The 26,255-nt window shown below is 43.5% G+C and carries 15 protein-coding genes and 2 tRNA genes; 4 read left to right on the forward strand and 13 right to left on the reverse strand.

From position 1 onward, the window contains the following. Positions 1 to 147 precede the first annotated feature (147 nt). From D1614_RS19405 to D1614_RS19465, 13 genes are all read right to left on the reverse strand, one after another. Complete coding sequence (locus D1614_RS19405; RefSeq protein WP_119439639.1) at positions 148 to 2,979, reverse strand: hypothetical protein; 2,832 nt, start codon at positions 2,977 to 2,979, stop codon at positions 148 to 150. A 47-nt stretch (positions 2,980 to 3,026) separates the two neighbouring features. Continuing rightward, positions 3,027 to 3,656, reverse strand: coding sequence for a hypothetical protein (locus D1614_RS19410; RefSeq protein WP_147384326.1), 630 nt, complete (start codon positions 3,654 to 3,656; stop codon positions 3,027 to 3,029). 238 nt (positions 3,657 to 3,894) lie between these two features. Then, complete coding sequence (locus D1614_RS19415) at positions 3,895 to 5,274, reverse strand: alpha-L-fucosidase (RefSeq protein WP_119439641.1); 1,380 nt, start codon at positions 5,272 to 5,274, stop codon at positions 3,895 to 3,897. Positions 5,275 to 5,473: 199 nt separating this feature from the next. After that, a complete protein-coding gene (locus D1614_RS19420; RefSeq protein WP_147384327.1) occupies positions 5,474 to 7,849 on the reverse strand; it encodes a hypothetical protein in 2,376 nt (791 codons plus the stop codon). A 172-nt stretch (positions 7,850 to 8,021) separates the two neighbouring features. Further along, positions 8,022 to 9,785, reverse strand: a complete 1,764-nt coding sequence (locus D1614_RS19425; RefSeq protein WP_119439643.1) for a RagB/SusD family nutrient uptake outer membrane protein — start codon at positions 9,783 to 9,785, stop codon at positions 8,022 to 8,024. Between the two features lie 11 nt (positions 9,786 to 9,796). Further along, entirely contained in the window at positions 9,797 to 13,222 is a 3,426-nt protein-coding gene (locus D1614_RS19430; RefSeq protein WP_162304579.1) for a TonB-dependent receptor, read from the reverse strand. A gap of 153 nt (positions 13,223 to 13,375) precedes the next feature. Further along, entirely contained in the window at positions 13,376 to 14,374 is a 999-nt protein-coding gene (locus tag D1614_RS19435) for a FecR family protein (RefSeq protein WP_119439645.1), read from the reverse strand. Between the two features lie 113 nt (positions 14,375 to 14,487). Further along, positions 14,488 to 15,078, reverse strand: coding sequence for an RNA polymerase sigma factor (locus tag D1614_RS19440; protein WP_162304580.1), 591 nt, complete (start codon positions 15,076 to 15,078; stop codon positions 14,488 to 14,490). Positions 15,079 to 15,238: 160 nt separating this feature from the next. Beyond that, entirely contained in the window at positions 15,239 to 18,136 is a 2,898-nt protein-coding gene (locus D1614_RS19445) for a bifunctional YncE family protein/alkaline phosphatase family protein (RefSeq protein ID WP_206610089.1), read from the reverse strand. A gap of 194 nt (positions 18,137 to 18,330) precedes the next feature. After that, entirely contained in the window at positions 18,331 to 19,332 is a 1,002-nt protein-coding gene (locus D1614_RS19450; RefSeq protein WP_119439647.1) for an NAD-dependent epimerase, read from the reverse strand. A 10-nt stretch (positions 19,333 to 19,342) separates the two neighbouring features. Further along, positions 19,343 to 21,310 (reverse strand): sulfate adenylyltransferase subunit CysN, encoded by a 1,968-nt coding sequence (cysN, locus tag D1614_RS19455; RefSeq protein WP_262707229.1) that lies wholly within the window; start codon positions 21,308 to 21,310, stop codon positions 19,343 to 19,345. A 28-nt stretch (positions 21,311 to 21,338) separates the two neighbouring features. Continuing rightward, the gene (gene cysD / locus D1614_RS19460; RefSeq protein ID WP_119439648.1) at positions 21,339 to 22,247 is read right to left on the reverse strand and encodes a sulfate adenylyltransferase subunit CysD; all 909 of its coding nucleotides are present in this window, start codon (positions 22,245 to 22,247) and stop codon (positions 21,339 to 21,341) included. 159 nt (positions 22,248 to 22,406) lie between these two features. Then, positions 22,407 to 24,179 (reverse strand): SLC13 family permease, encoded by a 1,773-nt coding sequence (locus D1614_RS19465; RefSeq protein WP_147384328.1) that lies wholly within the window; start codon positions 24,177 to 24,179, stop codon positions 22,407 to 22,409. 339 nt (positions 24,180 to 24,518) lie between these two features. On the opposite strand from D1614_RS19465, the gene D1614_RS19470 reads away from it, so the two are divergent. The 4 genes from D1614_RS19470 to D1614_RS26090 form a co-directional block, all read left to right on the forward strand. Further along, a tRNA-Lys gene (locus D1614_RS19470) sits at positions 24,519 to 24,594 on the forward strand. A gap of 150 nt (positions 24,595 to 24,744) precedes the next feature. Next, a tRNA-Lys gene (locus D1614_RS19475) sits at positions 24,745 to 24,820 on the forward strand. A 252-nt stretch (positions 24,821 to 25,072) separates the two neighbouring features. Further along, complete coding sequence (locus tag D1614_RS19480) at positions 25,073 to 25,951, forward strand: metallophosphoesterase family protein (RefSeq protein WP_119439650.1); 879 nt, start codon at positions 25,073 to 25,075, stop codon at positions 25,949 to 25,951. A 107-nt stretch (positions 25,952 to 26,058) separates the two neighbouring features. Continuing rightward, positions 26,059 to 26,255, forward strand: a 197-nt coding sequence (locus D1614_RS26090; protein WP_206610090.1) for a hypothetical protein, incomplete at its 3' end; no start/stop codon positions are given.

Below are 26,255 nucleotides of genomic sequence, written 5' to 3' on the forward strand. Positions count from 1 at the left end.
GATAAATTAGGCTATAAAGATAACTATATATAATAATTATATATGGCTATCTTTAAATCACTGCGATATACAAACAGAACTTGGTGTATCAAGGAGAAAATCCGATTCGCACCTGTAATTACCAAGAGATCTTCATTTCATACACTCTTACTCTATTACATACCAGTTGTAAGAATTTGCCGGAATGGTAACTGTGATCTTTACTTTGTAGTCGCGACTGATTCTGTACTCTTTAGCCGTCCCCTCTTTTTCACGTATTAGCGCAAAATCTGTTAATCCAGTATAGTAAAGCGGCAATTCAATTTCACGAACCATCTCTTCAGCTGTTGGATTAAAAAACATAGCCAGGCCTTTTTCTTCTCCTTGCGGATCAACATGCAGAATAGCATCATAATCGCGTCCATCAGCACGACGAATATGAATGATGTCACTGTCCAGAATACGACGATGTTGCTTGTAGAAGTCCACCCATTTTTTCACCAGCTCTTTTGTTTCCGGGGCATCGTATAATTTGGGACCACGGTAACAAGCCTGCACCCCGGCTCCAAATAAGTTTGCCAAACGTTGACCGTAATGCGGCAAATGATCTTTCAACGGTTCAATAGTAGCAGCCTCTCCTCCTCCATGATACTCAACCAGCGGCACAAACATCCAGCCCATCGATGGCGTTTTGGTCCAGGTTCCGTCGTAAATATTTTGCCTCTCAACGATTTCCTGCTGCTCACGCGGCAACGACCAGTTGGTTTCGCGGTAACCCATGCCTGTTTTGTTGCTTCCGCTCAGGAAATAATAGTCGGGTACATTCAGATAAATGCCTTTGCCCCGACACCATTTGTAGAAATCGGTAATCCGTTTATACTGGTTCCACTGTGAATCGGCCAAGCCTTTATGTCCGGGATGCTTTTCCGATGAACAAATATCCCCCGGGTACGAGCCATCGTGCTCAAAAATATCCAATCCCGATTGCTCAAAAAGTTGATACATTTTCTCAAAATAGCTTTGTCCCCATTCGCTTTCCAAACAGGGAGAATTGCCAAAACGGGGAGTCATGCCCTCAGGCATCACCACATCATTTTCGGCATTGATCCTCCGGCTTGCCAGCAACGAATAGCCGCCCAACGCTATGCCTTTCGAATGGGCATAATCGGCCAGCTTCTTCATTCGTTGCAGATTTTCAGGGCTATTGTCCTCAGCATTAAATCCACTCCCGAAGGTCATAATTACCATTTCAAAACCCACCTCTGAGCACTGATCAACAGCGGTTTTCACAGCCTCATCCGAGGCACTGCGGACGTGCATTAAAATCGGGTTTTCAGTTGCCCATGGCGCCAACGCCCGCATCATGCGGCGGTGCTCCAATCCTTTTCGTTCCTGAATACGGCTATCGTGCAGCAATTCCCAAATCCTATATGAATTGAAAGTTTTACCGGTTTCCAAACGCTGATCGGATCCGTATTTAGGATAAGCTTCGAGCAAACACGGAGTCACCCGCTCGTAGTTTACCTGTGTTTTATACAAGGGATCGACATTCCAGGCCAAACTGGTTCGAAAAATACTCTCATTCGACATTCCTCCGAAATTATAATCGCTTTCCACTGTTATATTGGGCAGCTCCCACTTTGTCTTCGAATCCACCACACTTTCGGCTTCGGTTACCGCCAGAATTTCTGATTTGAAGGTATTAAGCTGCACTGCCCGATTGGACTTGTTTTCCACAGTGATCCATTTCGAAAAAACGGGCATGTCGTCATACAATTCGTAGTGTACTTTTACTTCGATATCCTTCAGATAGCTGAATTTTTCTTTTCCCGCCAAACGTGCATTATCACTCAATTCTCCCAACATTTGAAACGCCTCAAAATGGCAACGCCCACGCTCCCCTTTTTCTGCATGATCTGAATTCTTTCCGGCCCAGTCCATTTTACCCAAACGAACCTTTTCAAGCTTATCGGAAGCAGAGATAGCGGTTTGTCCGACTTCTGTCCAGCTTTTTTGATCGTACGAATACGAAGCCTGCACCTTTCCTTCTTTCAGTTCCATACGCAGCCAAACTGCCTTATCGGGTTCCAAGCCTTTCAAAACTTTCTCCTGTTCTCCGTCGAAAAACCCGAGTTCATTTTTTTTAATCCGAAGATTTATCTTGACCACCTTATCTCCAAACACGAGGCCCATTCCCGGTCCCCAGCTCACACTCTGATCAGTGCCAGGGTTTATTTTAGCAAGAAATACTGATGATCCAGCAGAGACAACACGATCAGCATACACAGCGGTGTTTGCCAGCGCCATAATTTCGCCTGATTTTCCCTCGTTGATGAAAGAATTTCGCTCATCAGCCTTCGACTCGAAACGCAACCATGCATTATCCAGTTTTTCAAAACCATCTGAAAATAAGACAGGACGACTGTCATCACTCTGCATCTGCGCGGCAAGTACCTCCAAAGCCTGTTTGTCGAGCTGGTAACGGAAAACTAGCTCTTTTCCGGGAACAGGCCATGGCATATCTTTGGGCATCCACTCCGGACGTTTTTTCCATGCAAAACGCTCTTTAGTTTCATCCAGTGAATAATCGACCAACTTAAACGAAGCCGGATCGGCAGTCATTTGGTCCAACCATTCGGGCAACAAATAATTGTGAATAGGTTGCCCAAGCAGGCCACCAACATTGAACTTCATTCCATCAATTTCGACTTCAGCCTCCGGACGTACCGAACGCAAAAACGCTTCATCTTTGGACAGCAAATCCAAACCAACAGTTGCGCCATTAGGACTGGTAGTGAATGTTCGCGAAACAAGGCCGTTTGAAAACACGATTTGTCCGTTCTCTCCCTCATACATATTGGCGGGAGCCTTCACCGTTTCCACGAGCCAGTCTTGCTGAATCATCACCTTCTCCTTCTGAAAAGAGGGATAATTGCTTTGTGCATTTGCCAATCCACAAAAAAACAGGGACGCGACAAATACGATTTTACGTTTATTCATTTTATAATAATTGATTTAGGTTATTTAACTATCTACATGATACGGAGCTATTTTAGCCTCCCAAGCCACAGCCACTGAAAACCAACGTCCTCGTTTTTACCGGGAACTATTTCCATTTCAACATCATAAAAACCGGGCGACGGAAATAAAAGCGTCCCTATCCTGTGTGATTTGAAGCTATTAATTTGCCAATCAGACCGAGGCTCACCGACCGTCTGTCCTGTCGGTTTTAACTCTGACTGAACTGATTTTCCTGCACAGCGAATTATAATTGTTCCGTTCTTCGATTTTCCCTGGAAATTGTATGAAACATCGGCATTCATCGAACAAGGCTGATCAACAAAAATGCGCCACTGATAAGTGCTTTTCTTCGAAACAGAGACATGAGCCGGCACCGAGCCATAACGTTCAGAGTCTTGAATAATGGTATTCCCTTTTGCTTTTTCAAGATTTTGGGGAGTCAATGAAAAACCTCCGGCCACTGTTTTAGCAACCAAACCATCCTGAATTGCAGGATAATGTTTGAATTCCATCACTACCACCGACACAAAAGGATCTGGTTGCTGATTGGGCAAAGCAATCGTTGTTACAACCTGACTAAATGAAAACGCCAGAGGCGATTTTTGCTTATCTGCCAACCAATAAACATTTTCAGCTTTTTTCGAAATTCCAGTCACACTCAAAATTTTGTTCAATGGCTAGTTATATACATGCAGGTAGAATTTAGTTTTACCGTCCTTTTTGCTGAATAAGCTTTTAGTATCACATTTATTTGATCATCAAATATAGGGTATTTTACATTTGATTTCAGCCAATTGGAAGTCAGTTATCTCCAACATTGCATTAAATCTATAAGATAGAATGGGTATTATAAATCTCATACAGAATAATTTTAAAAGCGACATCAAATACTGATTAAAAACAGGATAACTCCAGTAAATTAACTGGTCCAGCCGATTTAGTTATCTCAAGTTTTAGCTGAGAATACCTGCCATTTACGCATTCAATACGCTTATGTCCCACACATGTGCCTTCGGCCAATTTCGTCCACTGACCATTTGTCATTCCCGAAAGCTTGTATTCGCGAATAATCTCACCTGTCGTAATGTTTTCTCTAAAAACAACATAAGAAACCGGCGTTTCTTGTTTCAGATCAAGTAAAAAGACATTCATATCGTCGGCGATGGGCCGCTTTACTGTTGCCAATGCTTTGCCAAAATGTTTACTAATTGCTTCGCCAAATTCTTTCATGCGTTTTACATCAGCATCGGGAACCAGTCCCCGGTCATCGATCACAATTCCCAACAACATGTTGCTGTTTCGTCCTACACTTTGGGTATATTTTTTCACCAGCTGATCGAGTTCAAATAGCTGGTTATCTTCCCCTTTTTTCCAAAACCATCCTCCCTGAAACGAACTGTTCTTACGCAACGGAAAATCGGCTTCCCCGGGGCACCAGTATTGCCCCTCTGGATTTCCATTCAACCCCTTGATTTCGACAACACCCGAGGCAGATGTAAATGCATCGGTGCGTGCCCAGCACGGATAGGGTGCCACTCCTTCCTCATTGCCCACCCAGCGAATATTGTTGGGATGATTAAACGGCCCTTGAAAAGCGATGGCATTGGGCTGATATTTTTTCAGCATTGCCATCACATCAGCTCCTCCGGCTTCGACTGGCAGTACCCCTCCATCGAACCAGATTTCGAACAATTCACCGTACTGTGACCAAAGCTCGGTTAATTGAGTTTCGACAACTTTATTGTAGCGTTTTTGGTCTTCCGGATCGCCGGACAACACTTTCCCTGGGTTATCCACCCGCAAGTAACCATTGGCTGTAGTTGACGCATAAATCCCCGGTTTAATGCCGTACTTTTTGCACGAAGCAATAAAATCGGCTACCAGATCACCTTTACCGTTTTTCCAGGGCGAATTTTTCACACTGTATTCATGAGCCTTTGTTGGCCATAAACTAAAGCCTGAACAATGCTTGGCTACCAATACCGCATACTTGGCGCCGGCAGATTTAGCGGCCTTCAACCACTGGTCTGTATCTAAAGCCGACGGGTTAAATACCGAAGCATCCGGATGTTTGCCCATATCCCGTCTCCATTCATACTCGGGTTTGAACACAGGCATATCAAAATGGATAAGCACTCCTATTTCCTGATTGGCCCATTCAACCTGACGAGCAGAGGGCACGACAATCTTTTTATCACTTGCGGTAATTTGAGCAAAAGTGCTCAAACATGAAATTATTGCAATAACAGCAATAATTGACTTCTTAAATTTCATAGTATTTTTTTCTTTTAAACTTATAGTGTTTTTATCTCCCTACTTGCAAATTTCCCCAAAGCCGATCTTACTGTTTTACCAACAAATTATTTTTCATTTCCCATTACTGAACCGATAGTTAATTCACCGTTATAACGGTTTGTTTCTATTTAAAATCAAAGAATCTCAATTCTCAAGATCCAATAAAATCAGGCTTTTCTTAATTATTTATTTTAAAATTTACAATCACTTTTGGTCCGGCTTCACTACCTTTCCCTTTATAATCAAACAAAATGGTGTTTTTCCCTTTTTCGATAAAAAGTTCCGGGATCGGTTCCGACGCCAAAAGCTTTCCATCCGTCGAATAATGTGCAGCCTGTCCGTTGGCTTCTGCCGTAACATATTCTCCGGGTTTTAGGGTGAAGGGAATGGCGCACACGTCCGCATCAATTTTCAGGTAAATTCCGCTCAAGTTTTCTTTACTTGCTTTAGGAAGCCTTACGGCGAACTGCAATTTTTGTTTTTTCCCGGCACAGAAAAATTCCCATTCAGAAAAAGTAGGCTGGCCAGGTTCTTTCTGCATATTTAGATGTTCATAATCGAGAGAAATTACCGTTTCTAAATCTCTTTTCAGAATGGTTTCGGGCAATGTATTCCTGTCATTGTCTCCCTGAATTTTGCCTGTTTCAGGTGTCCACGATTCCACAAATACCAACTCCGGTTTATTGCTCGAATCATTTAGCTGATAAAAACTAAACGGATCGCGAAGTTGCTCTTTCTGTTCTTTTGTAAGAGTTTGATCCCAGCGCACTTTTTCCCATCGTTTAATCTCGTTCAGAATTTCATCGCCCTCCCGATTCTGCTTAATGCTATGGGGACTGATATAAAAATCGACTCCGGCATCGTAACCGGCACAAAGCCCCATTACCCATTGTATATCTTTGAGTGTGGTTTTATCATCAATTCTGAACTGCCCCATTTTGCGTGGCATCAGGTCTTCTTCCAGTTCTTTTTGCACTTTTAAACGGTGATCGAGCTGCGACTCTCTGAAGTTTTTCGCCCACCAGGGTTCGCCCCAGCTTTCGTTGGCAAAATAATGCCAACTGTAGTGCATTACATCCGATGAATTGGCGATAATATTTTTGTTTTCAAGATTGTCGAAAAAGACTTTTATAAAACGGTCGCACGAGTATCTGCCATGACCGGTTGCCATTGCTCCTTCAATGCCATCGAAACTGATGCGCTCAAGTTTCGTCTGGTTAAAAAAGTGAGCCAGGTTTTTGGCTACCTCATCTTGCAGGTTGATGTCAGGAAAAAATACCTTGTAATAATGCGAAACCAGACGACCAACTTTTGCTCCTGCATTGTGGCTGCTTTTTTGGGTGCCAAAAGCTCCGCGTTTACACCCGCTTATAAGCAACTCTCCGTTTTTTGTTACTGTTGAATACTCAATTATTTCATTTCCAATTTTTGCCGCAAAAGTTTCGCGGTTTTTATTTTCGTTGGCATTTAATCCTTCGGGCGATATGTCCAGCTTGTCTTTGGTATAAGCCGGTGCCATTTGCAGATCCGCAAGTATTATCTCAGTATCATCTTCCGAAATCGCTTTTTTTAGTGAAGTTACACCTGCCAGTTGCAGGTTAGGATGTGGTACCGGGGAGACAAGTGGATCGTTTTTGGTCAGGAAATTCGACAAGGTGTGTGCACCTAAAGTCATGTTCCGTGCTTTAGCTTTTTGTGTACATTCCAAAACCGATTGGTATCCTTTTGGAAAATCTTTTTCGCGAACCGGGTAAGTTCCCCACGATTCAAAAATTCCGGGATGATAAACACAGGTAATTCCTGCTTTTCCGGCTACATCCAGGCAAGCATCAATATTATGGGAGTTAAAACTCATAATAAATTTGGAAGAAGTGGCATATAGCGTATTCTTTAGCCACTCATTGTTGTGGGTCAAATAAGGTAATCCTTCATGCTGTTCAATCTCCGGAATAAGTTCTTTTAAGCTTTCAATGGATACGCCATAAATGGCAAATTTCGATCCGATGAGTGTTGAATCGGAATCGTTTACCGGAGCAGCCTGTGTCAATTCCTGCAAACAACTGTTCTCCAATATTTCTTCTGAACGGTTTTTGGTAAATCCCTGCAAAACAGCTCCGTGTACTGTTTTTTGAGCTGCATTTCCAAAACGTTCGCGCGGAATTAATTCAAAGCCTCCACAGCTCTTCAGGTTCAAGCCCATAAGTCCGATGGCAAATTCGTTGTTGTATGCCACGCCTATCGATTTCCCGATTTTATCGGACAGGTTTACGTTATAAGGCCCCCAAATGATTTTTTCAATCTTTTCGGGTGATTTAAGTTCAACAAGTTCAAAGGTGATATAATTAGATTTTTCGGTACAGGCGATTTTCAAGCGTGTGTTTTGTTCGTCGAAATTCAGGAAAAAATAACCGTCTTTTTGTGTAAAGCGAGAAGGCTTAAAATACTTTCCGTCAATTGATATTTGACAAACCGGGGAAGACAAATCAGGAACCAGGTAATTGTTGTTGTTGGTATCACATAGCTTAACAAGCATTCCGGTTTGATTGATATCCATTGTAAACGTTTCAGTTTGCAGTTGCACCGGTTTGCGTGTACACGAAATCAGGATAAAAAAAACGGCGATAAGAGGTAAAAATAGCTTTCGGTTTATTAGTAACATGGTTTTCATGTAATTATAAAAAGGTTGCCCCATAGTGGAGCAACCTTTATAATGTTCATATTGATTTCTATAACTCAGGATTAAAAGTACCGCCCCAATCTTTATTTTGTTCCAGGTTCGGGTCTTTATCAATATTATCCAACTGGATCGGGAAGAAGTAATATTTATCCGGCATCGACATCTGTCTTTGACCAGTAGTAATTAATTCTTCAACCGAGTAGGTAAAGTCTTCAGGTAACCATTCGTATTTGTTTGCTTTTGCAACATCGTCAGGTGTAACCTGGTCGTAAGTTCTGTCTGCCACTTTCATGGTCATGATACCGTATTTATGCATTCCGTCTATGCGGTTTAACATACGGTGGCGGCGAAGGTCCCAGAAACGTTTTCCTTCAAAAACCATTTCAATGTATTTTTCCTGAAGCAGCGCTTCGCGAACTTCTTCTTTGGTCATACCCGATTTAAGCCCGAACATTCCGTTTGCCCCGGGCTCAATCCCTGCACGTTCACGGATGTCTTTCAAAGCCTGAATAGCCACGTCTGATTTTCCGGTTTCGTTGGCAGATTCGGCGTAGTTGAAAAGTACTTCGGTATAACGAATCTCCACCCAGTCGTAATCGTTGGTACCAACCAATTCCGGCGTAAGCGATTCGTTAATACCTTTACGGCAGAACAATCCGGTACGGTACTGGCTTTCGCCCTGAATAATATAACCAAAAGCATCAACCGAAGAAGCAATATTGGTCATGGTGTATTGGCGACGTCCACCTTTCCCACTTAATTCGTAAAGTTCACCGTTCCAAACCAAAGTAGCAGCAAAACGCGGATCACGGTCTTTCCAGAAAGTTTGTACATCGTACGTATATTTTGATGTCGGGTCGCCGGGCATTTTACCATCCAGCATCGGATAAGCTTCGGCGAGCGCCCAAATTGGCTGGTCTCCACCAGTAGCATTTTTTGTTTCAGAAAGCGGACGTACAGAATTTTCTCCACGACCGTTTGATTTTACCGGATCTTTATATACTACTGAAAGGATATTTTCTTTATGCCCTTCCGTTTCAAAAATAGAAGTATAATCTTCAAGCAATCCATAACCATTGGCATTTAAAAAATCGATGGCTGTTTTGTTGGCGGTATATGCTTCCTGCCAATATGCGTTTCCATACGGATTAGATGAATTAAACTGTGGCGATGCTTTGTAAAGCAACACACGGCCTTTCAAAGACAAAGCAGCTGCTTTGTCAATTCGTCCAAAGTCGGAACCGGTATACTTATTAGGCAGGTTGGCAATAGCATAGTCAAGGTCTTCGATAATAAAATCGAAACATTCTTTGGTTGAATTTCTGCTTACCATAAGGTCATCTTCCAAACTCTGTGGTTCCCTGATAATTGGAACACCACCATGATACACCACCATTTTGAAATAATGGTAGGCCCTTAAAAATTTGGCTTGTGCAAGAATTGCAGGTTTATCGTCTTCCGGAACAGCTCCTTCAGGCAATTCATGAATAAGAATGTTGATAGTACGGATACTTGAATAAGGCCAGTAATTCATGGCTCCGTTGCTGGTTGTAATCCAGTCGACAGGAATAATGCTACCACTTTCATCGGCTTTGTTTCCATCATTTACAGGCCAACCACCAAGCGTTAAATTGTAACAACGGGCCAGGTATGCCTGTACAGTTTGAATATCGTCGAAAGTACCTTCACCCGGATAGTTGCTCAGATCTTCCACCTCGTCGAGCACATTTCCACACCCTGTTGCAATAAGCAAGGCGAAAAAGATGCTTAGCAGTTTTATTGCAGTTTTATTTTTTGATATTGTTTTTCTCATTGTTGTAAATTTTAAAAATTAATATTTACACCACCTGTAAAGGTTTTCATCAACGGATAGGAATCAAGCGTTGCCTGTTCCGGATCGTATTCTTTAAAGCCAGTGAGGACAAACAAGTTGGTTCCATTGACAAACAATTGCACCTTACTAACCCCGATTTTTGAGAACCACTGAGAAGGCAGGTCGTAACCAATGTTTAAGTTTTTAAGACGCATGTAGGCTCCGTTTTTCATCCAGTAGGTAGAAGCGGTACCTGCGTATTCAGCCTGTAACCATGCTCCGGAAACCCTGGGAAGTTCTGCATCCGGATTTTCAGGAGTCCAGTAATCCCGGGCCCACATTTCGAAATAAGGTCTATCGCCAATCTGGAATACACCACCGCCCGTTGAGTTTCGGGTAGCTACCATACGGTCGTAAGCGCCTACACCCTGGAAGTGTGCATTAACCGTAAATCCTTTCCAGTCGAGATTAACTCCCCATCCATAGTTGATACGTGGAGCGCCATTGTCACTTAAATAGGTCATATCGTTGGCATCAATTTTCCCGTCAGGACCTTCCGAATAGTTGTCACCACGAATATCCTCAAACATTAGGGTTCCCATAATTGGCTGACGCCCGTAAACGGTATATCCCGAGGAAACAAGTTCATCCAGTTGCTCCTGGGTACGAATCATGCCTTTACAAATCAGGCCATAAACCCGATTGTCAGGATGTCCGATACGGCTTCTCCAGTTGTCTTTGTATGTACCATCGGTTAAGGCTGCTGCTTCGTCCCACTTGTCCCACTTGTCAATAGTATACCCCATGTTGGCATATACTTCGTAATTAAGTTCTCCCAGTTTATTTTTGTACGATGCTGAAATTTCAAATCCGTTTAATGACTGTTGTGCATAGTTTACAGCCGGCAAACTCGCTCCCAATGTGGATGGTGTTGACCCCAGACGTTCTCCAAGAATATCTTTTCTTGTTTTTCCCCAAACACTAAATTCACCGGTAAGTTTGTTATCAAATAAACCGTAATCAAAACCAAGGTCCCAGTTTTCAACCGTTTCCCAGGTAATGTCGTAGTTCGGCATTGCTCCGGGCTGCAGGCCATCCATAAATGAAGACCCAAATACATAACCGCCCACTTTCTGGTATTTGTTGGTCCAACGCCAGGGACCGATTGGACTAATATTACCAGTAGTACCAAACGATCCGCGTAATTTCAGGTTGCTTAACCAGTCAATATTTTTCATAAATTTTTCTTCCGACAAACGCCAGGCTGCTGAAACGGATGGGAAGAATCCCCACCTATTTTCAGGAGCAAAGAAATAACTGCCATCGTATCGGAACGAGAAGTCGACAATGTATTTCGAGGCATAACTATAGTTTACACGGCCAATCCATGATGATGCAGCTGATTCACCTTCAGAACCGGTAAACCATCTTCTTTCGGTATCGGAAGAAGCATTGTAAATCTGGTCGATGGATGACGAGAGCAATTGTTCGGCCCTTCCGAAAACATTTTTATCATTGTAGCCCCGTTGTTCATAAACTGCCAAAGCCGATATTTCGTGATCGCCAAACGTTTTATCGTAATTCAGGAACCAGTTAACCTGATACTCTGTACTAAGCGTTACATCTTCCTGAACATTTTCGTAAGCATTGCTCAGGCTGTGGCCGGCCATTTGGGTAAAATCAATAGGGCCGGGAATAAATTTATTACCTGTTCCTGCCGACTGAAATACATACCATTTGTTGTGTTTCACAAACGATTTCATATTTCGGTCATAGGCAGTAATATTCGATTGGAAGCTGGTTTTCAGTCCATCCACGTATTGTCCCAGATCCAGGTCAAAACGCAAAATTCCGTTCAACGTTCTGTATTTGGTATCGCGGTAACCACCGTGAAGCATAATTTCAGGAGGATGGAAACCAGATGCAATACCCACAGGATAATCATTCGGATCGTTGGTAGGAGTACCGTCTTCGGCAACATAAAACGGACGTAAACGCGACCAGTTAAATGTAGACCTGAACCAGTCGCCAACCGCCTGGTCTTCGGAACCATCATAAGGCCAGTACCAACGATTATAGTTACGCTGATTTCCGCTAAGATTCAGGTTTATCTTAAAACGTTTTGTGACATTGGCCGTTACATTCGAACGAAAGTTGTAACGATCGTAATCGGTATTGTGGTACGAACCATTTTCTTTGTGGTATCCCAAAGCCATGTAATAACTAATGGCTTCTGATCCACCGTTCACGCTCAGATTGTGCTGTTGCGAGTTAGGATCCTGCCAGATCAGGTCATTAATGTCGTAGGTTTTGTCAGCGAAATAATCGATTACGTCCTGCCCGTAAGGGATGTTGGGCTCTCTACCTGCAATGGTAGCCAGTGTTATTTCCCTGTCATTCAAGTATTGTAACTCTTCCTGGGCTGTATACGTTTGAATGGCTTGCGTAGTACGCGAGGTGGAGAAAGAAGATTTATATTCGAATTTTGGCTTTTGAACCGCACCTTTTTTGGTGGTTACAATTACAACTCCGTTACCGGCCTGCGAACCATAAACTGCTGCACTTGCCGCGTCTTTCAGGAAGTTAATGCTTTCCACTTCGTTGGCATCCAAAGCATCAAAATCACTTTTATCTGAAATTATATTATCAATTACAAACAAAGGTGTTCCTCCCCCCCTGATACTGATAGATGAAGTTGCTCCGGCCAATCCCGAATTTCCAATTACCTGTACACCCGGAGCGCGACCAGCCATGGAGTTAGAAAGGCTACCTGCAGGAATATTTACCAATTCTTCGGTTTTTACAGAAGTGATCGAACCGGTCAGGTTTACTTTCTTCTGAGTACCATAGCCAATTGCAACTACTTCATCAATTGCAAACGCATCTTCTTCCAGGCTAATATCGATCCGGGTATTTTCGCCCACTTCAACCTCCTGTGACTTTAAACCAATAAATGAAAACTGGAGAACCGAGTTTTCGGTAACACTTGTCAGTGAATATTCTCCGTTTGCATTGGTAACTGTACCATTGACTGTTCCTTTCACAATAACCGACACGCCGGGCAGTGGTTCACCCTTTTTATCGGTTACAGTCCCTGTTACCCGATCCTGTTGCTGAGCATTGTTCTGGTTGTCGGCCATATCCTGGTAAAGAACAATGTGACGGTCGTCGATGACATACCGAATACCGGTACCTTCAAACACAATCGCAAGGGCCTCCTCAATACTCTTTTCATCAACCGACAGGGTAACCCGTCGTTCGGTATTTACCGTCTCTGTACTGTAGGCAAAACGAAACTCTGATTGTCTTTCGATTTCATCCAACACATCAATAACACGCGATTTCTTCATGTCGAGGGTTAACCGGGTTGTTTGGCTGTAAACACTCGCTGAAACCTGCATTAACCCAATGAGTAAAAACAAGAACGTTAGTTTCATAATGTTTAGACATTTTTTCCAAGTGAGAGGCATACCGCTTCCCCTAATTCGGATTTTTTTCATAATTTCACTTCGATTTAGTTAATAAATTATTTATCATTTACCGATGATAAGTTTGAGCCGGAAGTGTTGCCTCACTTCCGGTTATTAATATCACGGCAATTTTAATTTCTGTGTTTTATCAAGCCTGAAAACGATTGTATTTTCTTTCTGTTCTGCCTTTACCGGCGCTATTTTTTCCATTAGTTTAATAATGTCCGAGAGTGATTCATTTTTTATAGTGAATGTAAAGTGAATGTCTTTCACCTCTTCTTCCAACTCAAAATGCTGGTTATATCTGTTTTCCAGCCTTTCTACTACCAAAAAAAGCGGTTGATCAAAAATGTTCACAATTCCTTCTTTCCATGAGGTAAAACGCGTGGTATTAACATGTCTCACAAGCAATTTTTTGTTGAGTTTGTTAAAATTTGCATGCTGGCCGGGAACCATATTATAAACTGCTTTCTTTGCCCCCAAAGGAATCAGCCCCACACTTCCTTCTTCCAGAACAATGTCTATTTCATCATCGCTATCAAACGCCTTTACATTAAAAGCGGTTCCAAACACCCGGACTGTAAGCTCGCTGTTGTTTACAGAAAAAGGCAGATCAGCATTTTTCGTGACTTTGAAATAGGCCTCTCCCTGTAATTCGACCAACCGGTTACCCTCTCCAAACCGGTTGTTATACTTAATTTCTGATCCTGAATTCAGCCAGATGATTGACCCGTCGGGCAAAACAGCTTTCGAAACCTGTCCTTTGTCTGCCATTATTGAAGTGTACATAGTTCCTCCATCATGCCCTCTTAATAAAAACCATGTGGATGTGCTTAGACCTATCAAAAGAAGAAAGACGGCAGCAATCTTAAGCATCCAGGACATTTTTTTGGAATGCTGCCATCCTTCGAAACTTACGTTTAACATGTGATCCTGTATCTCATGCCAAACCTTTTCTCCACCCTTGGGAAAATACTGACTATTCAGATTTCGTTCCCAATCTAACTTTTGACTATCAAAATCTACACGTGAATCTTTTTTGCGAAGCCAGACCAGCAATTCTTTCTGCTCTTTCTCATTAGCCCGGCCTTCCATATATTTTTGGATAATGGATCTCATAAGTTTGTTTTCAATAGGAGTACAACAAAATTTTCAAAACCCTACCTAACGGAGTAAAAAAAAATAATTTTCAGAAGAATTTTCTGTTTCGACCAAACAGAAAAAGGATATCATCAACTAAAATACAACATGATAACAAGGATCATCTCGGGATGACGCATTATCAATTCTTTCCGAATATGGTATTTTGCCTGTGCGATGTGCTTTTCTACGGTTTTAAGGCTTATTCCCATTTCTTCGGCCACCTGTTTTTGCTGCCTGCCCTCAATTTTACATTGAATAAACACCTCTTTCATTTTATCGGGTAAGGTGCCAACTATTTCACGAAAAGATTCAATCAGCATTTCTTCCATGCTCTTTTCTTCCTTTCCTGAGAAATCGAGTTGATAAAGGTATTGCAGTTCATTTATGGTGATGTTTTCCAGATCGACTCGGTGTTGTTCAAGGCTAACCTTTTTTAAATGATTTAGACACCGGTTCCTCACCATCACAAAAATGAGACTTTCTATCGAATTATTTTCCCTTACATTTTCCCGTTTATTCCACAACGCAATAAAAGTCTCCTGAATCAGGTCTTCCACCTCGGCCTCCTCTTTGATAAACAGCCGGCAGTAGCTCTTCAGACGTGGATACAACAGAACAAACAGCTCTTTATAGGCTGAAGGATTTCCTTTTCGAAGTTCAATATTTAATGCTGTTTCCAAAATTCTAATGCCTTTATGTAGTATGCATAAACCAGGCACCAAAATAAATAATTTATAGAACAAGTCCCCAATTTCGGAAAGATCAAAACGCAATCAGTTAGCCAGAGCTATTCGTAACACCCCTCCGGAAACGCTAAATTAAAGGCTCTTTCCTTGGCCATCATTTCTTTTTCTCCCGGTTCTCCAGCCGGTATTCATCGCGCTCTTTGCTGTCGCGGATCATGTCTTCCTTGTTGTCCATCACCGGTGTTTCGTCCAGCGCTTTCCAGTCGAAATTCTCATCCAGCGGATCGAGTGCTTTTTGCGGATCAAAAATTCGTACATCTACCGGCAGAGCATTGTAGGGAGTATAATCCGGAGTATCGGAGAAAAAATCAGCCAGATCGTTGGCGCCGGCATCGTACTGATTCAGGTACGGCATGCCCAGAATGTTCCAGAAAGTTTTAAAAATACTGCCAAAACTGTAGTGTACATGACTAACATAATCGCGTTTTACCCACGGAGATACCAGCATTAAAACACTCCGGTGGGCATCCACATGGTCCACACCGTTTTGCGCATCGTCTTCGGTAATTACAATCAGCATGTTTTCCCAGTAGGGCGTATGCGACAGATATTCCACAATCCGGCCCACTGCCAGGTCGTTATCGGCCATGTAACTTTCGCGAAAAGGATAACCTGCTTCGGGACGTTCTCCTGCCCCGTGATCGTTGGGAATAATCACGGTAATTAGCGAAGGCATTGTATCGGTCCCGTTCATCCAATTCTGCTCAAACTCTCTTTTAAACTGATCGATCCTGAACTGATCGGGAATTGCCATATTGTAAGTTGGGTATTGCTTCGAAGTCCGCTCCCAGATGGGTTGCGGCAAAGGATAATTGATGTAATGCCGGATGCCTTCGTACTTAAAATCCTTGTTGTACAGCCCCGGTTCAAACATGATGCTAAAGCCAAAGTTGTAGAAATCAATCTCGTTCCGTTCCAGGTGATCCCACATGGAACCGGCTTCGTTGTAATCTTCGGGATAAATGGCACCGGCAGCACCGTTCATGGCGTAAATTCCCGGAGCATTTGAGTTGAATTTAAAACGACGGTTTCCTCCGTAACTGGCAGCCGTACAAGTTTCTGTCCACTCGTTCGGATACGTGTTTACCAACCAGCGGTGCCCGTCGGCCGACACATCCGAATCTACATAAAAGTTATCCGAGATGGCAAAATCAGCCGCTATCTTCAGGTGGTTCACCATCACATCCGCATTTTCGATACTGTCCGTTCCCTTACTGTTTTTAGACGAAACACCCCGCCCGTAACGCGCCAGCCCGGCTTCTCCCTTACCTTTTTCAACCTGCCCGAATACCTCGTCGTAAGTGCGGTTTTCTTTCGAAATAAAAACGATGTGTTTTATCGGACTTTCTTTTTCTCCCGGGTAAAGAGGCACTGGGTTGTTTTTGCGTCCGGCAAATTTTTCGGAAGACGCTTTCTCAAACGTAAAATTATTGGCAATCACTTTTTCGGTCATTGTTTTCAGCTCCTCGTCGGACGGGATATTCAACACCTGCACGGTTCCTTTCATTAACGAGCCGATGTAACTTCCCTCGGGTCCCCGCTCAAAAGTGGAGCCTCCGTTCGGGCCGCTTCCAAATCCTTTGGCATTGGCTACGATCAGTTTTTTCCCGTCGTTGTTCACCTTCAGCTTGGCCGGGAACCAGGCAGTTGGAATATAACCGGCGACTTTCAGCTTCGCCACATCTACCACTGCAACAGCGTTAATACCCGAGCAGGCTACAAAAAGTTTTTGCTGATCGGGCGAAAGTGCCAGTCCAAACGGAATGACGCCACGAAACTGCTTTATGCGTTCGTCAGGTTTCAGAAAAATGGTATTTACTACGGTATCTTTTTCGATGGAGATCACCGAAACATTGTCGTTGTTTCCATTGGTAACAAACACATAGTCGTTGGTTGCTACCAGTGAATTGGGGCTTGCACCGCCCACTGCCGGAATTCCCTCGACCAAATCGCCCACCAGGTTACCGGTTTTTGTTTTGGCAATTACTTCCGGCTTCTCCGGATCGCTGATATCAACCGTAAAAACGGAAAAGGCTTCCGGAACATTCATCTCCCCGAGTCCGGGTACTTTCAGACTGTCTTCGGTTTCATAGCCCTCTTTCATCTCTTTGCTGCCGTATGCAAAAGCCGGATATTTCAATGCTTTTTCGTGTCCGTTTTCCGGGGTAATTCCTTCAATCAGCTTGTATTGAAACATGCCAACATTCGCCACATAAACCTTTTTCTCATCGGGCGACAGACAAATTCCAAAGGGGTAACGCCCCACCGGAACACTGTGTTCCAAGGTGCCGGTTTCGGTATTGATGATCACCATCCGAAATCCGATCTGGTCCACCGCGTAGAGTTTCCTGCCGTCAGTTGATAAGGTCAGGTCACCAATATATCCATCCTTGTAATCGATTTCACCGTCTGTAAAAGAACAGTCAATACTCCCCTTCTTCTCCCCGGTTTTCACATCAAACAAATAAATGCAGTTCTCCTGGCCACCTGCCACGTACACCGTACTGTTGTCGTTCGAAATGGCAAGTCCCATAAACACCGATGCCAGCACTCCCCGGTCGGTTGAGGGGCCGGGAGGAACCTGCTGAACCTCGGGATTTTCTGACAGAATATTTCGGATAATCGTGATCGACAAAGGACTGGTACCGGAGTTGGCAGTAACGGCTGTTTGCCCGTCGGGGCTAAGGGTTAAACCAAACGGATGTGGAGCTACAACAATGCTTTTGCCGGCTGGTGTTAGTATTCTTCCGTTCGGGATAACGGTTTCCCCTTGGTGATCGATCTCTACAAAACGACTTCCGGCCGGGGCCGTTGCAATCCAGGGATCGGCCTTTTTCTCCATTTTACACGAAAACAAGCTCAACACAAGGATCAGCAAAGCAAAAAGATTTTTCATATGTTTTGATTTAGTTTCTCCGTGCACTTCAGATAAAACTGCCTCGTTTATTTTGAACGGATATGAAACAGCATTTACCTGTCTGAAATGCAGCATTAAAGGTATAAGTTTAACGGGAGCCTTGAATTACTTTTGGGTAACTTTTTAGTTAAACTTTTAGCTGAAACCAAAGGAGATGAGCGACATCGGTCTTAAAAGCAAAGAAAAATCCGCTTTCTGCTGAGGAAAACTTAGACCTGGACTGCCGGTATTTGCTTGTCTGTAAAATGGGATAAATGGGATATTGACAACTAGCGGAAGTAGTTCTGGTACCACTTTACAAACTCACCTATTCCTTTTTCGAGGGGAGTATCGGGGGAATAGCCAAAGTCGTTTTCCAGGTCGCTCACATCGGCAAAGGTTTTGTAAACATCGCCTGGCTGCATTTCCAGGTATTCTTTCGCGGCTTCCCTGCCAACCGTCGTTTCAATGATCCGGATAAAATCCATCAGCTTCACCGGTGTAGAATTTCCGATGTTGTAAATTTTATACGAAACCTTTGGCTGAGTAAGTAGGATTCTTTCGATTCCATCCACAATGTCGTCAATGTAAGTGAAATCGCGGTATAAGTCGCCCTTGTTAAACACCTTGATGGATTTGCCTTCCAGAATATTTTTTGTGAAGGAAAAATACGCCATATCGGGTCTTCCCCACGGACCGTAAACGGTAAAAAACCTCAATCCGGTAGTTGGAAAGCCATACAAATGGCTGTAGGTATGTGCCATCAGCTCGTTGCTTTTTTTGGTGGCCGCATACAAACTGACGGGATTATCAACGGTATCCGAAGTTGAAAGCGGCATCTTCGGGCTGTTCCCGTAAACACTCGAAGAGCTGGCGTACACCAAATGTTTGATTTGGTTGTGGCGGCAGGCTTCCAGAATGTTGGCAAACCCCACGAGATTACTGTCGATGTAGGCCTGCGGATTTTCGATGCTGTAACGCACCCCGGCCTGCGCCGCCAGGTTACAAACCAGGTCAAACTTTTCGGTTTCAAAAAGGTGGTTCAGTTGTTCGCGGTCTTCCAGTTTCATTCTTACAAACAAATAATTGGGATATTTCGAACTAGCGACCTTTTTGTTCCAGGCGGTAGCTTCCGCTGAAATTCCGGCTTCGGCCAAACGGGCAAACTTCAGGTCGGGCGAATAATAATCGTTGATGTTGTCGATACCAACAACATCAACGTTTTGCTGCACCAGTTTATTTACCAGGTGAAAACCTATAAACCCTGCCGTTCCTGTAACCAGAATCTTCATTCGCTATTCTTTAGTGGATCGGAAAAACTTTGTTGTTTGCCAGGTAATCCAGAATTGCATCCAGGTTCGCTTCGTTTTCTTCAGGTTTGAATACCAGTTTTGCTTTCTGCGGAACCTCGTATTCAAGGTCAAATCCGGGCAAATTTTCAATTTCCCCATTCTCGGCTTTCTCGTACAATTCCGGCTTGTTTTGTTTGCAGAATTCGAGCGAAGCATCCATGTAGAACAGGTGGAAACGGTCTTTTCCAATGATCTCGGCCACTTGTTCCCGCAAGGATTCATTCCTGGAGATAAATGAGCAGATCGTGATGATTCCCTGGTCGTTCAGCATTTTACAGATGTGTGCCACACGACGCAAGTGCTCGGCACGGTCAGCCGGTGAATAATCCAGTTCGCGACTCAAACCCGAACGCAACGAACTTCCGTCGATCAGAACTGCCGATGCTTCGTTGTCAAACAATTTCCGCTCAAGACTAAAAGCCAGTTCGTTTTTGCCCGACCCGTGCAAGCCGGTGATCCAGATGGTTTCCCCTTTCTGATTCAGTTTCTGCCGGCGTTCTTCGGTTTTGATCAGCGATTTTCCGGCGGCAATCTGTTCCTTATCGGTATCGGTAATACGCGAAAACAGGTTCTTGCTGCTTAGCTTGTCGATGATCATTCCAACCGCACAGGTATTGTGCGTAACCGGATCAATCAGGATAAACGAACCCGTTTGTTTGTTCTTTTTATAGGGATCAAAGAAAAGCGGTTTGGTAGTGGTAATCACCACCCGTCCGATTTCATTGAGGTTAAATTTCTCGATGTTTGATTTTTCCAGCGTGTTTACATCCACCTTGTAGCGAATATCATCAATCCTCGCTTTGGTTGTGTTGCTGGCATGCTTGATGTAAAACTGTGTGGAAAGATTCATTTCCTTCTCGTCCATCCACACCAGCATTGCTTCAAACTGGCGTTCCACACGCGGCAGGTTATCCGGGTGTACCAGCATATCGCCACGCGAAATATCGATCTCGTCTTCCAGCGTAACGGTTACCGACTGCGGCGGGAAAGCATAATCCAGTTCTCCGTCGTAGGTAACGATCGACTTCACTTTCGACTTTTTCAAAGAAGGCAATACCATCACTTCGTCGCCTTTTTTGATAATACCTGAAGCCACCGAAGTTGAGAACCCACGGAATTTGATGTCCGGACGTAAAACATACTGAACCGGGTAACGCAAATCGTCGAAGTTCCGGTCGGAGCTTACATGAACATTTTCGAGGAATTCCAGCAAGCTGGGTCCGTGATACCACGGCATTTTCTCGGACGTCTCCACCACATTATCACCTTTTAAGGCCGAAAGCGGGATAAAATTCACATCCGGAACATCGAGCTGCGTCACAAAAGCAGCGTATTCATTTTTAATTTCTTCAAAACGTTTCTGGCTGAAATCCACCAGGTCCATTTTATTGATGGCTACCACCACGTGTTTAATACCCAACAGATTGGCCAGGTAGGTATGCCGACGGGTTTGGGTGATCACACCGTGACGGGCGTCGATCAGAATAATAGCCAGGTTGGCGGTTGAACCACCGGTAATCATGTTACGGGTGTATTGTTCGTGCCCGGGCGTATCGGCAATAATAAACTTACGTTTGGCAGTGGAGAAGTAACGATAAGCCACATCGATGGTGATCCCCTGTTCGCGCTCGGCTTTCAAGCCATCAAGCAAAAGCGCATAGTCGATGTCTTCCCCGGCATGTCCCACACGTTTACTGTCGCGCTCCAGTGCTGCCAACTGATCTTCGTACAACATTTTACTGTCGAACATCAAACGGCCAATTAGCGTAGATTTGCCATCGTCAACACTTCCTGCAGTTAATAATCGCAGCAGATCTTTCTTTTGATCCTGGTTCAGGAATTCCTGTATGTTTAATTTATTTGTTGTCATCTTTTTGATACTTGATGTTTGAAACTTGATGCCGGATACTTCACGCACCGAGGATCAAGAGTCCAAAATCGAGGTTCTAGAAATACCCCTCTCTTTTCTTTTGCTCCATGGAAGCTTCCTGGTCGAAATCGATCACACGCGTGGTCCTCTCCGACACCGTAACGGTCATCATCTCTTCCACGATCTTTTCAATCGTATCTGCTTCCGAGTCGATGGCCCCGGTTAACGGATAACACCCCAGGGTACGGAAACGCACTTTGCGCATTTGCGCTTTGTCCCGAAGCTCTTTGGGCATGCGTTCATCGTCGGCCATAATCAGGCTGCCGTCCATCTCCACAATCGGGCGTTCTTTTGCATAGTACAGCGGAACAATCGGGATATTCTCCAGTCGAATGTATTGCCAGATGTCCAGTTCGGTCCAGTTTGAAATCGGGAAAACACGAATGGATTCGCCTTTGTGAACTTTTGCGTTGTAAATGTTCCAAAGCTCCGGACGCTGATTCTTCGGATCCCACTGGTGATACCGGTCGCGGAAAGAAAAGATGCGCTCTTTGGCCCTCGATTTCTCCTCGTCGCGACGGGCGCCGCCAAAAGCAGCATCAAACTTGTATTTGTTCAGGCCTTGCAACAGGGCCTGTGTTTTCATAATATCAGTATGAACTTTACTTCCGTGTGTGAAAGGCCCCACTCCACCTTCGAAACCCTCCTTGTTGTAATGTACAATCAGGTCCCAGTTATTTTCCTTTGCATAGCTATCCCGAAACTCAATCATTTCCTGAAATTTCCACTTGGAATCGATGTGCATAAGCGGAAAGGGAACTTTTCCGGGGTAAAAGGCTTTTTCTGCCAGACGAACCATCACCGAAGAATCTTTCCCGATGGAATAAAGCATTACGGGATTTTCGAATTCGGCAGCAACTTCGCGAATAATATGAATGGCTTCAGCTTCCAGTTCACGAAGGTTGGTCAACGAATATTCATTCATGTCACTAATCTTATTTCAGTAGCTACCACAGCATACCCAAAAGAATGGAATGGTTAAGTAGCTGTCCGTTGTTTTGCAATAAAAATTCAATAGTCAGGCAAAGATAGAATTTTATTCCGTTTGCCGATTTTCACCTGATTTTTAACGAAAAATAAAGGACTAAAAACTCCAGAAATAAGGAATTAATAACATTGAAAGAATAAAGGCCAGCACATTCAGCGGAAGACCAATTTTCACGTAATCTGTAAACTTATAATTCCCAATAGCTTGCACCAGCAGGTTAGTTTGATAGCCAACCGGTGTTGAAAAACTGGCCGAAGCTGCGATCGCAATAGCTACAAAAAAGGGCTTTGGATTGATCCCCATTTGCTGGGCTGCGGCCAACGCAATCGGGAACACAAGCGCCGCTGCTGCATTGTTGGTTATAATTTCAGTAAAAATGGTGGTAATGATGTACAAAGCAGCCAATACCCCCACCGGTCCAAATGCCTTTGAAAACTCGATGGTCGTACGCGCAATTCCTTCAGCTGCTCCCGAACTTTGCATGGCTTTACTGATCGCAAAGGCACAGGCAATGGTGATTAAAACATCCCAGCTGATGGCTTTTGTGTATTTCTGATGTGGCATAATTTTCATCCAAACCAGCAAAACAGCTGCGATGGAAGCAAAATAAAACATGTCTAATTCAACACTGCCCGGCGACTGCAGGAATTCTCCAAAGGTGGTTCCCAAAATCATCAGCAAGAGAACGATAAATGCCAGCCATTTTTTCCAAAAGGTACCGGTGCTCCTGTAATCCCGAATATAGGAAGTGAGGTAGAAAATCTTGGACTCGCCCCAGTTTTGCACAAACTTGTCGGTGGTAAGCAAAACGAGGTTGTCTCCGGCTTTCAGTTTTAGCTTGTCCATGTTGGAAGTAATGCGCTCCCCGTTTCGGTGAATGGCCAAAACCACAGCCTGATAATGCTCGTAGAAATTGAATTCGTGAATTGTTTTTCCAACGGCCGGGAAACGCGGCGCAATTACGGCTTCGTATTGTTTAAGCTTGTCTTTTGGGATTCCCTTTACCAAATCAATGCCACTCAGCTTAATGTTATCATTGGATAGAATATACGTCAGGCGGTCTGACTTACCGGCTACCAGCAGTTTATCATTGGCCTGCAGGTCGAAAGTCCCCTTGCGGACTTCCATCACCTTTCCGTCGCGGTTGATACACTGAATAAACAACCCTTTCAACTCCTTGATTCGCCCGTTTTTTATTTCCTGTCCTACCAGGCTGCTGTTTTCCGAAACAATAATGTCGTAGTAATAATCCTTGTACTCTGTCGAACTTTTGGTGTTAAAAACGATCTTCTTTCCCGGCAACAGCCAGTTTCCAAACACGGTAATGTACAGGGTGCCGAAAAAAGCAATAAAGCCGCCAACCTTTACCAGCTCAAACATGCTAAAACCTTCGTAGCCGTTCTCCAGGATCAACCCGTGCACAACCAGGTTGGTGGATGTGCCAATTAAGGTACACATACCTCCAAAAATGGTGGCATACGAAAGCGGTATCAGAAATTTTTTGGATGAAAGGTTGAGGTTCTCCGACCATTTCTTAATGATCGGGGCAAAGATGATCACCACAGGTGTGTTGTTCAAAAAGCCCGACATAATGGAAACCGGTATCATGATCTGCGGAATCATGGAAACCATTTTCCGTCGTTTGCGCGGAAGATAGGTTTGCGCCACCCGGTTTAATACGCCTGATTGCCGCACCCCTTCACTCACCAGGAAAAGCACCCCGATGGTTAGCATTCCTTTGTTCGAGAAACCTGCCAGCATTTCTTCGCTCGAGATAATTCCGGTTGCCAGCAAAATGGTGGATGCAGAAAACAGTACCAGGCCCGGGCGCATCAACTCTTTCGCCAAAGCAACAATTGTGAGTACCACAACCGCGATAACTATATATCCTTCTAAGCTAATCAAACTGTATCGAAAATATGTATCGGTTCCTTCAACGAAAATTCAGTTTTTGAAAGACTCAAAACTACAATTAAATTTTTTCCCTTCAAATCTTTGATTTTTTTTCAAGCCGCCCGGAACACGAATATTTAACATTCAAAAAACTAAAAAACAGTGGCTTATTCCTCAAAAAAGAGCTAAATTTCCGTGCAACAAAAAGCATAAAACATCAAAAAAATTCAAAAAAATTAAAGATGCATTTGTGTGAAAAAAAATAAATACTACTTTTGCACCCGCCTTTGAGAAACAAAGGAACATACAAAGGATGACTCAGTAGCTCAGTTGGTAGAGCACATCCCTTTTAAGGATGGGGTCCTGGGTTCGAGCCCCAGCTGAGTCACCAAATTAAAAGCTCCGAAGAAATTCGGAGCTTTTTTATTTTTGTTAGCTATCGAAAAATAAAGCATCAAGTTTTGCTCAAAATAATTTACTGGGAAAAAATAAATATTACCTTTGCACCCGCCTTTGAAAAACAAAGGAACATACAAAGGATGACTCAGTAGCTCAGTTGGTAGAGCACATCCCTTTTAAGGATGGGGTCCTGGGTTCGAGCCCCAGCTGAGTCACCAAATGAAGTCAAAAAGACTTAGAAGCGCTTAAATTATTAATTTAGGCGCTTCTTTTATTTAGCAAGTGAGCAAAATAAGAATGTGGAGCAGGCCGACTCACTCAAAAAAACAGGTTAGGAAAACAAAATATTGACAGTTACTAAACTTTGATGACAACTATAATCTTCGCCCCGGGCTCGGGGATATAAATATTACAAGCCATAACGATTAATGAATAATGGCATTTATGTTGTTTATTTTAAACCTTGATTTATGAAAAATATGTTTTTGAAAATCGCATTAGTGATTTATTTAGTGGCTACACAGATCTCCCTGTATGCACAAAAGGATAAAGAGCCGGTCCTTGAAATTGCTCATTTCTCTGACATCCATATTCGTACCGAATACAATGCGAATGAACGCTTTGTTAAAACGGTCCAGCATTTGAAAAAGAACTTTCCTCAAGTTGACTTTGTAATCAACACTGGAGATGCCATTGACAATCCAAACAGAAGCAGCCAACACTTAGACTCGCTTTGGAACTTGTGGGATAAGGTAGAGGCAGCAATTGCTCCTCTTGAGCTATACAGTTGTATTGGCAATCACGATCCGTTTCTCCGAATCCAGGATAAAGACAGTGCCTATTATGGCAAAAACTATACAGTGAAGCAACTGGGAATTCCTGCACGATACTACAGTTTTAGAAAAGCGAACTGGCTTTTTATTGCACTCGATGGCAACAATCCTGATGGGATTGATACTGCCCAAAAGGAATGGTTGTGTAATCTTTTGGAAGAAAACAAATCTCAATCGAATGTTCTTCTGTTTCTTCATGAACCTATAGTATCGCCAGGGGCCGCTTATGACGGAGGATATCTAAACAATTGGACAAGTATGGTCGACACATTGGCAAACTATAAAGAGGTAAAATGTGTATTAAGTGGTCACACCCATATTTATGATGAAGCCTTTCTGAAGGGAGTACATTACTACAATGGAGGCGCTGTTTCCGGCTATTGGTGGGAGAAAGGGCCAAAAGGAGATGGGTCGTATCGCGGCTCGAAACCAGGATACGGAATACTGCGACTATACAAAAACGGAGACTCAGAATACAGTTTTATTCAAACGCAAGAAAGCAATGCCGCTGAATAAACAGATTCTCCGGCATTCTCTCTCCCGCCTATGCATCAACACCTTAGACAGCAGAAAAATACATTCTGAATTCAAACTGAATCTGGGATCAAATAAACTTTCTGTAGGTGAAACAAACTTTATGCATAAATTTTAGCCAGTCTAAACAGGAAAAAACTGACATCCCGAACTTCTCTGAACTGATTTCAAAAAGCTTTGACCTTCGCATTGAAGAATTCTATACACTTCTTGATATCCGGCACCGAATTGTCCCAGTTGTATTCGTACTCGATCGAGAAAAGGCCTTTGAATCCCTGGCGGTCCA

The sequence above is a fragment of the Maribellus luteus genome (assembly GCF_003576475.1).
Taxonomy (GTDB): Bacteria; Bacteroidota; Bacteroidia; order Bacteroidales; family Prolixibacteraceae; genus Draconibacterium; species Draconibacterium luteum.